The sequence below is a fragment of the Aestuariimicrobium sp. T2.26MG-19.2B genome, assembly GCF_950101875.1.
GTDB lineage: Bacteria > Actinomycetota > Actinomycetes > Propionibacteriales > Propionibacteriaceae > Aestuariimicrobium > Aestuariimicrobium kwangyangense.
Map to the genome: position 1 here is coordinate 719,661 of NZ_CATNLW010000001.1, position 12,599 is coordinate 732,259.

Annotated in this window: 10 protein-coding genes; 6 read left to right on the top strand and 4 right to left on the bottom strand. The window is 68.2% G+C overall.

Annotation, left to right across the window (positions count from 1 at the left end; translation table 11 throughout):
* Positions 1 to 43 precede the first annotated feature (43 nt).
* The gene (gene argS, locus QQZ11_RS03290) at positions 44 to 1,711 is read right to left on the bottom strand and encodes an arginine--tRNA ligase (RefSeq protein ID WP_284548651.1); all 1,668 of its coding nucleotides are present in this window, start codon (positions 1,709 to 1,711) and stop codon (positions 44 to 46) included.
* A 121-nt stretch (positions 1,712 to 1,832) separates the two neighbouring features.
* On the opposite strand from argS, the gene QQZ11_RS03295 reads away from it, so the two are divergent.
* The 3 genes from QQZ11_RS03295 to QQZ11_RS03305 all read left to right on the top strand — a co-directional run bounded on the left by QQZ11_RS03295 (position 1,833) and on the right by QQZ11_RS03305 (position 4,915).
* The gene (locus tag QQZ11_RS03295; RefSeq protein WP_284548653.1) at positions 1,833 to 2,675 is read left to right on the top strand and encodes an aldo/keto reductase; all 843 of its coding nucleotides are present in this window, start codon (positions 1,833 to 1,835) and stop codon (positions 2,673 to 2,675) included.
* A gap of 105 nt (positions 2,676 to 2,780) precedes the next feature.
* Positions 2,781 to 3,701, top strand: coding sequence for a hypothetical protein (locus QQZ11_RS03300; RefSeq protein WP_284548655.1), 921 nt, complete (start codon positions 2,781 to 2,783; stop codon positions 3,699 to 3,701).
* Positions 3,702 to 3,748: 47 nt separating this feature from the next.
* On the top strand, positions 3,749 to 4,915 hold the full coding sequence (locus QQZ11_RS03305; protein WP_284548656.1) for a nucleotide sugar dehydrogenase: 1,167 nt from the start codon (positions 3,749 to 3,751) through the stop codon (positions 4,913 to 4,915).
* Positions 4,916 to 4,986: 71 nt separating this feature from the next.
* Here the strand turns inward: QQZ11_RS03305 and QQZ11_RS03310 are convergent, their stop codons facing one another.
* Positions 4,987 to 6,819 (bottom strand): ABC transporter ATP-binding protein, encoded by a 1,833-nt coding sequence (locus QQZ11_RS03310; RefSeq protein WP_284548657.1) that lies wholly within the window; start codon positions 6,817 to 6,819, stop codon positions 4,987 to 4,989.
* 125 nt (positions 6,820 to 6,944) lie between these two features.
* Here QQZ11_RS03310 and QQZ11_RS03315 point away from each other — a divergent pair, with 125 nt between their 5' ends.
* On the top strand, positions 6,945 to 7,370 hold the full coding sequence (locus QQZ11_RS03315) for a MarR family winged helix-turn-helix transcriptional regulator (protein ID WP_284548659.1): 426 nt from the start codon (positions 6,945 to 6,947) through the stop codon (positions 7,368 to 7,370).
* A 154-nt stretch (positions 7,371 to 7,524) separates the two neighbouring features.
* On the opposite strand, the gene pgi is transcribed toward QQZ11_RS03315, so the two are convergent.
* Both pgi and QQZ11_RS03325 read right to left on the bottom strand, forming a co-directional pair.
* On the bottom strand, positions 7,525 to 9,201 hold the full coding sequence (gene pgi / locus QQZ11_RS03320; RefSeq protein WP_284548660.1) for a glucose-6-phosphate isomerase: 1,677 nt from the start codon (positions 9,199 to 9,201) through the stop codon (positions 7,525 to 7,527).
* A gap of 120 nt (positions 9,202 to 9,321) precedes the next feature.
* Positions 9,322 to 10,413 (bottom strand): SH3 domain-containing protein, encoded by a 1,092-nt coding sequence (locus QQZ11_RS03325; protein ID WP_284548662.1) that lies wholly within the window; start codon positions 10,411 to 10,413, stop codon positions 9,322 to 9,324.
* Positions 10,414 to 10,709: 296 nt separating this feature from the next.
* On the opposite strand from QQZ11_RS03325, the gene QQZ11_RS03330 reads away from it, so the two are divergent.
* Both QQZ11_RS03330 and QQZ11_RS03335 read left to right on the top strand, forming a co-directional pair.
* Entirely contained in the window at positions 10,710 to 11,390 is a 681-nt protein-coding gene (locus QQZ11_RS03330; protein ID WP_284548664.1) for a hypothetical protein, read from the top strand.
* 129 nt (positions 11,391 to 11,519) lie between these two features.
* The gene (locus tag QQZ11_RS03335) at positions 11,520 to 12,566 is read left to right on the top strand and encodes an iron ABC transporter substrate-binding protein (protein ID WP_022909295.1); all 1,047 of its coding nucleotides are present in this window, start codon (positions 11,520 to 11,522) and stop codon (positions 12,564 to 12,566) included.
* Positions 12,567 to 12,599 lie beyond the last annotated feature (33 nt).

Below are 12,599 nucleotides of genomic sequence, written 5' to 3' on the forward strand. Positions count from 1 at the left end.
GCCTCCTTGACGCGTGCTTCTTTGACGCGGGGGCCCTCGACCGTCACATCCGGTCGGGAGCCTCGATCCCCAGCAGGTCGAGTCCGGCCGCCAGAACCTTGGCGGTCGCCTCGCACAGCGCCAACCGCGAGGCACGCACCTCGCCCTCGCTGCGCAGCACCGGGCACTGCTCGTAGAAGGTCGCGTACGCCACCGCCGTCTCGTACAGGTGGGTGCAGAGTTTGTGGGGCTGCAAGGTCTCGGCCACCTCGGCCACCACGTCGCCAAACCTGGACAGCATCAGGGCCAGGGTCTGCTCGGCGACCTCCTCGGTGAGGGTCAACGGACCGACCGGCAACTGTTCGGCCTCGGCCCGTCGCAGGATCTGTTGGCAGCGGGCGTGGGCGTACTGCAGGTAGGGGCCAGTGTTGCCGGTGGTCTGGGTCATACGGGCCGGGTCGAAGACGTAGTCCTTCTGCAGGCCGGACGACAGGTCGGCGTACTTGATCGCCGCGAGCGCGATGGACGGGGCCGACACCTCCTCGGCGGCATCGAGCAGGTCGACCAGCTTCGCCGCCGACCCGTCCCGCGACTTCAGTGGTTTGTTGTCGTCGCCGAGCACCATGCCGTAGCCGACGTGCTCGACCTCGACGCCGTCGGGCAGGAAGCCGGCCTTGCGGGCGGCGGCGAAGACCTGGGCGAAGTGACCTCCCTGCCGGGCGTCGGTGACATAGATGATGCGGTCGGCGTGCAGGTGGTTCACCCGGCGGCGGATCGCGGCCAGGTCGGTGGTGGCGTAGCCGTAGCCCCCGTCCGACTTGCGGACGATGAGCGGTGCCTCGATGCCGTCGACGAAGACACACAGGGCGCCCTGGTCGACCACAGCGACACCGGACTCCTCCAGTTCGCGGACGAGCACCGGCAGATCATCGTTGTAGGTGGACTCGCCCGCCAGGTCGGCGTCGACCAGCTTCACGTTGAGACGCTCGTAGGCCTGGTTGAATCCCTGCTTCGACACCTCGATCAGCTGCCGCCAGATGGCCAAGGACTGCTCGTCACCGCCCTGGAAGATCGAAACTCGGGCACGGGCCCGGGTGGCGAACTCGACGTCGTCCTTGAAGTGGGCGGCGGCACGCTTGTAGAGCGCATCCGCGTCAGCGAGGGTGAGCGTCGAGGCGTCAAGACCCTCGTCCAGGATCTGTTCGATCAACATGCCGAACTGGGTGCCCCAGTCGCCGATGTGGTTCTGCGGGATGACGGTGTGGCCAACGGCGGTCAGCACCCGGTTGAAGCAGTCGCCGATGATCGTGGTGCGAAGGTGGCCGACATGCATCTGCTTGGCCACGTTGGGGGCGGAGTAGTCGATCACCACCCGTTGCCGGTTGCTCGCGGCAGCGACACCGGCGTGGGGGTCGGCGAGCACCCGGGCCGCCTCGGCGGCCAGGACCGAGGGCTTCAGCCGGATGTTGATGAAGCCCGGTCCGGCGATCTCGAGCGGCTCACAGAGGTCGTCCACCTGTGCGGCGGCGATGATGTCGGCGGCCACCTCGCGCGGGTTTCGTCCTTGCTGCTTGGCCAGCCGCATCGCCACGTTGCACTGGAAGTGGCCGAACTGGGGCTTGCTGGCCGGTCGCAGCTCCGGGTCGGACCCGACGGCGGCGGCGAATCGTGAGGTCAGGATGGTGACGAGGGATTCCTCCGGGGCGACGAGGGCAGCGGGCTCATGCGACATGGGGGTCATTCTTCCACGCGCGAAATGGGCGACGTGCACCCCTTCGGGGCTGGGGGTGAACGCTCCGGCGTCGGTAGGGTCGATGGCGACCATTGGCCTCCAGTTGAAGGACTTCTCCTCCATGAGTGTTCCCACGAACGTTCCCAGCATCACCCTGAACGACGGCGTCGTGATCCCGCAGCTCGGGTTCGGCGTGTGGCAGGTCGGTGCCGACGAGATCGTGCCCGCCGTCGCGACCGCTCTCGAGGCTGGCTACCGCCACCTCGACACCGCCGCCGCCTACGGCAACGAGGACGGCGTCGGCAAGGCGATCGCAGAGTCGGGCATCGCACGCGAAGAGCTCTTCGTGACCACCAAGTTGTGGAACAGCGACCACAAGGCCGACGATGCCCGTCGCGCCATCGAGACCTCGCTCGAGAAGCTGGGCCTCGACCACCTCGACCTGTACCTCATCCACTGGCCGGCGACCGTCAAGTACGGCGACGCCTACATCGAGGCGTGGGACTCGATGCAGCAGTTCAAGGCCGAAGGGCTCGTGCGCTCGATCGGCGTCTCGAACTTCGTGCAGCAGCACCTCGACAAGTTGCAGGGCACCACCCCCAGCGTGAACCAGATCGAGGTGCACCCCACCTTCCAGCAGCGCGAACTGCGTGAGCTGAACACCTCGCGGGGCATCACCACCGAGGTCTACACGCCGCTCGGCACCCAGTCGCAGCCGGGCGACATCACCCTGCCCGAGGTCACTGCGCTCGCAGAGTCCGTGGGCAAGACCCCCGCACAGGTGGTGCTGCGCTGGCACCTGCAGCAGGGCTTGGTCGTCTTCCCGAAGTCGGTGACACCCACCCGCATCTCCGAGAACTTCGACGTCTTCGACTTCGAGTTGTCCGACGACCAGATGGCGGTGCTGAACGGTCTGGATCGCGGGTTCCGCCAGGGCGCCGACCCGGTGACTGCGGGATTCTGAGGCCGGGATCCCGGGTTCTGGGGCAGGGTTCCTGGGGCGGGGGTCCTCGGGCCGGGGGTTCTGGGCCGGGGTTCTGGGGCGACGCGCTGGGAGGGCGGACATCGGGTGACCGCGACACTTCCCTTCGGCCTCGTCCCGGCCGACCTGCCCTGGGTGTCACCCCAGGAGGGTGAACGACTCGACCTGACCGTGGGACGGCGTGGCCCGCTGACCGGCGGTGGCAACACCGCCGTCATCAGTGTCGTCCCGTTGGACGGCCAGCGCCGTTCGGTCTTCGTCAAGAGAACCGCGGACCGGCTGCGCCGGGAGGCCAACCGATACCGTGCGCTGGCCGGCCGGGTCCCGCTCCCGAAGCTGTTGACCGTCGTCGAGCGGGACGAGGCCGAGGTGATGGTGCTGGAGCACCTGCCCCGGACCGGACCCGATGCCGCGTCCATGACGCCAGGCTCGAGCGCGGAGGTCGACTCCGTGCTCGAGCTGTCGGCCAGCCTGGCCCGGGTCACCGATGTCGACCAGAGCGTCTTCCCTCACCAGCCGGGGATGGACCAGACAGTGTTCGAGGGGATCGTTGCCCGCACTCTGGGTGCCCTCACCGAGGAGGGGTTCGCGGTGGACCCAGCCGCTTGGCTTCTGGCCTACCGAACGGCCGGGACCGCCCTCGCGGGGTTCCCGCGGGCGCTGAGCCATGGCGAATTCGCCCTTCAGCACATCGGACGAACCTCACAGGGAGAATTGGTGATGGTCGACTTGGAGACCTGCTTCCCCCGGGCGCGGTTCACCGACCCGGCGACGCTGCTGCGGGAGGTGTCGGGCCTGGTTGGGGAGGCGGAACGCTCCCTGTTCGAGCGATGGTGCGCGGCCGCCGAGATGGGTGGTGAGGCCGACGACCACTGGAGGGAGTTCCTCACCACCCGCATCGTGGTCGCGGTTGAGACCCTGCCGTGGCTCGTGTCTGAGCCGACATTGGCGTCGCGCCTGCCTGGCGTGGTCGAGCAGGTCAGCCACGACCTGTCAGGGCTGCGCTGAGCGGGGTCGTTCCTGGGCCGGTGCAGGAGCGCCGATAGGGTGACGCCATGAAGATTGCCGTGGCGGGTCTGGGCTATGTGGGAATGTCGCTGGCCGTGTTGCTGGCCGAACATCACGAGGTGGTGGCCGTCGACATCAACCCCGAGCGCGTCGAGCTGGTCAACCGCCGCCGCTCCACGGTGGCCGATGACGAGTTGGAGCACCACCTGGCCAGTCGGCAGCTCAACCTGCGGGCGACCACCGATCCGTCCGATGCCTACCGGGGCGCCGACTACATCGTGGTGGCAACCCCGACCGACTACGACCCCGACCGCAACTTCTTCAACACCAGCACCGTCGACGCGGTCGTCGGCCAAGCGGTGGAGCTGGCCCCGGAGGCGTCCATCGTCATCAAGTCGACCATCCCGGTGGGCTACACCGCGTCGCTGCGCGAACAGCACCCCGGGCACAGCATCTTCTTCTCCCCCGAGTTCCTGCGCGAGGGGCGCGCGCTCCACGACAACCTGCACCCGTCGCGGATCGTGGTGGGATCCCAGACGGAGGCAGCTCGCAGGTTCGCCGATCTGCTGGTCGAAGGAGCCGAGGACGACGACATCCCCGTGCTGCTGACCGGCTCGACCGAGGCTGAGGCCATCAAGTTGTTCGCCAACACCTACCTGGCCATGCGCGTCTCGTACTTCAACGAACTCGACACCTATGCAGCGACGCACGGGCTCGACACCCGCCAGATCATCGGCGGGGTCGGGCTCGACCCCCGCATCGGTTCGCACTACAACAACCCGAGCTTCGGCTACGGCGGCTACTGCCTGCCCAAGGACACCAAACAGTTGCTGGCCAACTACTCCGATGTGCCACAGACCCTGATCCAGGCGATCGTCGACTCCAACAGCACCCGCAAGGACTTCATCGCCCGCGACATCCTCGCCCGCAACCCGAAGGTGGTCGGCATCCATCGCCTCACCATGAAGGCAGGCTCCGACAACTTCCGGTCATCGTCCATCCAGGGGATCATGAAGCGGATCAAGGCCAAGGGCGTCGAGGTGATCGTCTATGAGCCGGCGCTGGAGGAGGCCGAGTTCTTCCACTCCCGGGTGGTGAACGACCTCGAGGAGTTCAAGCGGACGGCAGACGTCATCGTCGCCAACCGGCAGTCCGAGGCCCTGGCGGACGTGGCCGACAAGGTGTACACGAGGGACCTGTTCGGCTCCGACTGAGGCCGCCAAATGGGCCCGTCCGGGAAGTGGAAGTATGCGGGTTGGGCTGGGGCAGTTTGGGCGGGACGGGGTCAGGCGACCAGCGGCACCCGGGCGAGGCTGGCGTAGCGTCCGCCCGCGAGCACCAGGTCGTCATGGCGTCCGATCTCGACCACCCGCCCATGGTCGAGCACAGCGATCTGGTCGGCGTCCCGAACGGTCGACAGCCGGTGCGCGATGGTCACCGAGGTCCGCCCCTCGGCGAGCGCGTCGAGAGCCCGTTGCACCTCACGTTCGGTGTCGTTGTCGAGGGCCGAGGTGGCCTCGTCCAGCACGATGATGCGGGGGTTGCGCAGCACGACCCGGGCAATCGCCAGGCGTTGCTGCTCGCCCCCCGAGAACCGCTGCCCTCGCTCCCCCACGATCGTGTCGAGTCCCTGGGGCAGCGACTCGATGAGGCTCGATATCTGCGCCGCCCTGAGCGCCTGCCACAGCTCATCGTCGGTCGCGGACGTCTTGGCGAACAGCAGGTTCTCGCGGATGGTGGCGTGGAACAGATAGGTCTCCTGGCTGACCACGCCGACGATCTGGGCGAGGTCACACAACCGCAGCCGACGGATGTCGACGCCGTCAATGGTGATCCGCCCCGAAGTGGGGTCGGCGAGCCGAGCCACCAGTGAGGCGAGCGTGCTCTTGCCCGATCCCGTCTCACCGGTCAGGGCCAGGGACGAACCCGCCGGCACCTCCAGCGAGACGTCATCGACGGCAGGCTCCTGGGCCCCCGGATAGTGGTAAGTGACGTTGTCGAAGCCCAACTCGCCACGCACGGCGGCCAGGTCGAGCTCGACCGGGTCGGCCGGGTCGTCCACCTCGACGGGCAGGTCGAGGTAGCAGAAGATGCGGCTGAAGAGGGCCATGGACGAGACCACCGACACCCCCGTGTTGAGCAGCCCCATCACGGGGCGGAAGATGCCGCCCTGGATCGCGATGAACGCCACCAACGTGCCGATGGTGATGCCGTTGCGCACCCCCGGCAGACCGGCGGCCAGATACAGCACCGCGGGAATGGCGGCGAAGACGATGCTCATCGTGGCCATCCGCCAGCGTCCGGCGAGCTGGGAGCGCACCTCGAGGTCGATCAGTTGGCGCGAGGTGTCGACGAAGTGGTCGGTCACCTGCCGCTGCGCCCCCATGGTCTTGGTCAGCCGGATGCCCGAGACCGAGAGTCCCTCACCCACCTGACTGAGCAGGTCGGCCAGCGTGCGCTGTTGCCGGGAGGTGATCTCACGTCGGAGCATCGCCACCTGGCGGGAGAAGAACACGGCCAGCGGCAGCACCACCAGCGAGACCAGTGACAGCCGCCAGTCGAGCATCACCATCGCCGCGGCCATGGCGATGACAGTGGTCAGGTTGGAGGCCACCGAGGTGACCGTGTCGGTGACGACGGACTGCATTCCACCGATGTCATTGGTGATGCGCGACTGCACCTCGCCGGCGCGGGTACGGGTGAAGAAGCCCACGGACTGGCGTTGCAGGTGGCTGAACACATCGGCCCTGAGCCGGTGCATGATCTTCTGCCCGATGACGGTCGACAACCAGGTCTGCAGCACGTTGAAGATTGCCGCCAGTGCCGCCACCGCCACCATGCCGACGGTGCAGGCCACCAGCAGGTGGACATCGCGCGAGGGCAGCGCCCGGTCGATGATCTCGCGGGTCAGGAAAGGGGGCACGATGCCCAGTAGCGAGGCGCCCACCAGCAGCACCATCACGACCACCACCTGCCCCTTCCACGGCGAGAAGAGACGGGCGATCCGGCGCAGCGAGACCGGCGACTCGGCCAGTTGGCGTCGGTCGGCAGGATCGATCCTGCGGGGGCTCCAGCCCCCACCTCCGCCTCGTCCTTCGGGGGGTGGCATCGCAGTCATGGATGCCTCCTTTCCTTGCAGGGTCGGCTCTCGTGGTCCACTCGCACGGGGGTCCCACTTAGCCGATGTAATTATGAGGTTACCTCACATTGTGGCATGGGGTCAATGGTCGCTACGATGACTGGGTGATCGAACAGCCGGACGACCTCGGCGGTCTGCTGATGCGGGCCACGCGAGGCATGCGCCGCCGCTGGCTGGAAGCGCTGGAGCCGGTCGGGGTGTCTCCTCATGAGTTCCGGGCACTCGTCGCCATCGACCAGGCCGAGAGTCCGCGGGTGGGGGTGGTGGCCCAGGAACTGCGGATCAATCCGCGCTCGGCCACCGAAGTGGTCGACTCCCTCGAGCTGATGGGGTTGGTGCTGCGCGAGCCCGATCCCACCGACCGCCGGGCCGTCCGGGTGCTGCTCACCGACCGCGGACGAGAGGTGCTCGCCACCGGCCAGCGCGTCCGGCGGGAGAGTCACGAGGCACACCTGCGGGGCCTCACTCCGCAGGAGCGCCAGCAGTTGGGGGCACTCCTGCGGCGGGTGATCGAGACCTCGTCCGACTGAGGGATCGCAGAGGACGTGCAGGACCCGCAGCTGAAACGGCCATCGCAGCCCCAATGGGATGCGATGGCCGTTTCAGGTGCACATGCTGCAGACAGGTCCAGCCCATGGCGCGGGTCGCCGATGCCTGACCCGCCGCCCGGGGCGGCTCGTTCGGTCAGTGGCGCCGCTGGGCCCGGTACCAGCGGACCAAGGACTGGGTCGACCCGTCCTGGTGCGAGAGGGCCTGGTCGTCGCCCGACACGGCGGGAGCGATCTGCAGGGCCAGCTTCTTGCCCAGCTCCACGCCCCACTGGTCGAAGGAGTCGATGCCCCACACGATGCCCTGCGTGAACGTGATGTGCTCGTAGAGGGCGATCAACTGGCCCACCACCGAGGGGGTGAGTGCGGAGGCCATGATCGAGGTGGTCGGACGATTGCCCTCGAACACCCTGGCCGGCACGATCGCCTCGGCGGTGCCCTCGGCCCGCACCTCGTCGGCGGTCTTGCCGAAGGCAAGTGCAGCCGTCTGGGCGAAGAAGTTCGACAGGAACAGCTCGTGCACGTCGGCGTCACCGTCCCGCAGTGCGTGGGCCGGGTTGGCGACGGCGATGAAGTCGGCCGGGATCAGCCGGGTGCCCTGGTGGATCAGCTGGTAGAAGGCGTGCTGCCCGTTGGTGCCGGGCTCCCCCCAGAACACCTCCCCCGTGTCGGTGGTGACCTCGGACCCGTCCCAGCGCACCGACTTCCCGTTCGACTCCATGGTGAGTTGCTGCAGGTAGGCGGGGAAACGGTGCAGGTACTGCGCATAGGGCAGCACGGCATGGCTGGCCGCTCCGTGGAAGTTGACGTACCAGACGTTCAGCAGCCCCATCAGCAGCGGCACGTTCTTCGCGGGGTCGGCCGTGAGGAAGTGCTCGTCCATGGCGTGGAAGCCGGCGAGGAAGTCGGCGAAGTTCTCCTTGCCGATGGCCACGGCCACGGCGGTGCCAACCGCCGAGTCGACCGAGTAACGGCCTCCCACCCAGTCCCAGAACCCGAAGGCGTTGGCGGGGTCGATCCCGAAGTCGGCCACCTTGTCGAGGGCGGTCGAGACCGCCACGAAATGCTTGGCGACCGCCTCGGCACGGGCCTCGTCCGATCCCTCGATGAGGCCTGCGGACTCGAGTCGACCGAGGAGCCAGGCCTTGGCGAGCCTCGCATTCGTGAGCGTCTCGAGGGTGGTGAAGGTCTTCGAGCAGACGATGAACAGGGTGGTCTCGGGGTCGAGGTCGGAAGTCTTCTCGGCGATGTCGGTCGGGTCGATGTTCGACACGAAGCGGCAGGCCAGTCCCTCCTGCTTGTACGGCAGCAGTGCCTCGTAGACCATCACCGGGCCCAGGTCGGAGCCACCGATCCCGATGTTGACGACCGTCTCGATGCGCTTGCCCGTGACCCCGACCCATTCGCCCGAGCGAACCTGGTCGGCGAACGCGTAGACCTTGTCGAGGGTGGCGTGCACGTCCGCGACGACGTCCTGCCCGTCGACGGTGAGGGCGGCGTCACGGGGCAACCGCAGTGCGGTGTGCAGGACGGCGCGGTCCTCGGTGCTGTTGATGTGTTCCCCGGCGACCATCGCGGCGCGTCGTCCGGCCAGACCGACCTCGTCAGCCAGCGCCAACAACTGGTCACGGACCTCGTCGCTGATCCAGTTCTTCGACAGGTCGACGTGCAGGTCGCCGGCGTCAAGGGTGAAGCGATCGGCGCGGTCGGCGTCCCCGGCGAACCACCCGCGCAGGTCGGGCGTGAAGTCGTCGGCGAGGTCGGCCAGCTTCTGCCAGGCCTGGGTGGTGGTGGGATCAACCGGAGCAGTCATGGGCCCCAGCCTAGACACCGGCTCCTTCCACCGCGCCCTGTGCCCGGGGGAACTCCGCCGGGGGCACAGCAGCGCTCTGCATGGCTCGGGCCGCCCCGACGGGCACCCCGGAGGTGTGGTTCAGCCCACCGTCACGTGCACGTGGTCGTAGTGGTTCGCCGTGGGCCCGCCGCGGTCAGACATGGGGCGCCATCCATCGGACGAGCGTTGCGCCGTCCAGATCTTCTGGGCGTAGATCACCTCGGTGATGCCGAGGCGACCGGCGTTCGCACGCGCCCAGAAGGCGACCTGCCAGCCCGGATCGCCGCTGATCATCATGTCGACGGCCCTGCCCGACCCGTGGGCTCCGCTGTCACCTGCACGGTAACCACCGAAGGACGAGATCGCCGGGAACCGGGCGCAGGCCTCCCATGCCACCGTCCTGGCTGCCGCAGTGACCCCAGCGGGCATCTGCTTGGAGCAGGAGCCGGTCGGCGTCGCGGACCTGTCGCCCGTCGAGGAGGACCTGACCACCGGCTTGGACGACGCGAGATGGGCCTTGCTGACCCACACGGACTGGCCGCTCCAGTTGACCTGCCGGAAGGACCCGAAGGTGGCGTCGGTGACCTTGAGCGCCTGTCCGGCCCCGACGACCGTCACCACCGGCGACCCGGCCACGGGGATCGTCCTGAGGTTCAGGCCAGTGGTGGCGAAGCGCGTGCCGGTGACCCTCCACAGAGCCCGGGGGTAGCTCGGCTGGCTTGCCGCAGAGGGCTTCTTCGTGGGCTGGGTCACCTTCACCTGGGCCCGGGTGCGGCTGGGAGCGGGACTCGTCGAGGAGGCGGTGGCGCTCGTCCGGGCGACCTCGCTCGAACCGATCAGGGGAGCGCGCCGATTGGAGCGGTCGACCTGGTCGGTCTGGCGGGCTGGCAGACCGGTGGTCGTGGCAGCCGACTGGCTCGATGCCCAGGACGGGGGCGGGACTGCCGCCTCGATGCGCGGTGGACCGCTGGCGAAGGCCGTCAGCGACGCGGCGAGCAGGGCCGCGATCGCCACGGCAGCAGCCGACACGCCGTGCCTCCGCGACGAGGGGGTGGCCAGCCCAGAGGTGAGGGACGGATCGAGTTGCGCATGACGGGCAGGGACGGTGCCCGGGGCCCGATCCCTGGAGTTCCGCGAACCCTCATCGACGGCCATGCCGCGGCGCGGGGCGGCAGATTCTGCCTTCTTCATCGCGTCCTCTGGGTCGAGATCGGGGGGGGATTGCCCGGTCTCTCACCTCCGGGCCACCTGAGTATTTTCCAACATTTTCTCAGGAAAACCAAGCGACTGGGGAGGAATCCACCCCCTCAGGGGTGTGGTGGTGGCTATCGTGTGGCAATCCGAGCGAAGGGACGAGCGTGGTGTGGGCACGACCTGAGGGCGCTTCCGCGTGCTCGACCCGGGAGCCCGACGCCGCCGCGGCACGCTGGCCACAGCGGCTGTCCCGTCGGCTGTGGTGGACCCTCTGTCTCTGCGCGGCCGTGGCCATGACCACCTCACCGCCCGCCCTGGCCGATGATCCCCCGGCCGAGGGGGACGCGCCCGCGGTCATCCAGCCGCTGCCGGTGCATGCCACCCGCCTCACCGCTGACCTGCCCACTGTCGTCGCCCCACGCGGCACCACCGTCGAGCTCACCGGGAAGCTGCGCGCCAGCTCGGGATCGCCTGTTCCTCAGGCCGAGCTCAGCGCGTCCATGGGAGGGCGGCCGGTGGGTCTGATCTCGTCCACCGACACCGCTGGCCGCTGGTCCCTCGTGCTGCTGGCCCCGATGGATGCCCCCGAGGTGATGAAGGTGGTGGTCAGATTCGCAGGCACCCCGGAATACGCGGCGAGCGAGACGTGGCTCCGAATCACGGTGCCCAAGGCGATCGTGCTACCCCGGGCCACGACCACACCTGCTCCCAGTCCCAAGCGAGCACCCTCCACTTCTGCACCGCCCACGCCCAGCGCCACACCTTCGACACCAACGATCGCCGCGACTCCCGTGACACCCTCGATGAGCCCTGCCCCGCCAGCCGGTTCCAGCGGCGGGGGCACCCCCGGCGTCGTCCTGCTCGTCTTCGGGCTGCTGGTGGGGGCCGGAGTGGTGGTGTCGGTCGGATGGCTGGTGCTCAACCGGGGCCGCGGGGACGACGAGGAGCCCACTGACTCCTTCATCGACGGCTGACCGACCCCCGTCGGCCAGCCCGGCCCCGGCCCGGTCGAGAAACCGTTCCCACCCCCGGACCGGTCCACATGTCAGATTTCACAACCGACGAGTTGCCTAATTGCCAGTAGTTAGGCAACCCTTACTCACATGAGCCTTCGCATCACCCGTCGCGCCCTGATCGGCGCTGCTGCCACGACCATCTCAGCCGCGGCACTGGCCGCGTGCTCCAAGCCGGGGTCGACGTCCACCCCCGGAAGCGCCGATGGGGCCACGTTGACCATCTACAACGCCCAGCACGAAACACTCGCCCAGGAATGGATGGACGGCTTCACCAAGGCCACCGGCATCAAGGTGACCCACCGCCAGGGCGACGACACCGAGATGGCCAACCAGCTGGTCGCCGAGGGGGCGAACTCCCCCGCCGATGTCTTCCTGACCGAGAACTCACCGGCCATGACCCTGGTGGAGAACGCGGGCCTGCTCGCGGCCACCTCGGAGGAGATCCGGGGTCAGGTTCCCAGCCAGTACCGTCCCAGCACCAACGCCTGGACCGGCATCGCGGCCCGCTCGACCGTCTTCGTGTACAACACCGACAAGCTGAAGCAGGCCGACCTGCCCGCCTCGCTGATGGATCTCGCCAAGCCGGAGTGGAAGGGCCGTTGGGCGGCCTCCCCCTCGGGCGCTGACTTCCAGGCCATCATCACCGCCATCCTTCAGCTCAAGGGCGAGGACGAGACCCTGTCCTGGCTGAAGGCGATGAAGCAGAACTCGACCGCCATCAAGGGCAACTCGGCGGTGATGAAGGCCGTCAACGCCGGCGAGTTCGAGGGCGGCGTCATCTACCACTACTACTACTTCGGCGACCAGGCCAAGGGCGGCCAGAACAGCGCCAAGGTGGGCATGCACTACTTCGGCCACCAGGACCCCGGTGCCTTCGTCTCGATCTCGGGCGGCGGTGTGCTGAAGAGTTCGAAGAACCAGGAGGCGGCGCAGAAGTTCCTGGCCTACGTCACTGGCAAGGACGGCCAAGCGGTGCTGCGCGACGGCACCTCGTTCGAGTACCCGGTTGCCTCGAAGGTGGCCGCCAATGAGAAACTGAAGCCGCTGTCGGAGCTGGATGCCCCGACCATCGACCCCGCGACGTTGAACAGTCCCAAGGTCGTCGAACTCATGCAAGAGGCAGGACTGCTCTGACCACCACCCCGGTGCTGGCGCCGTCGACCGGCG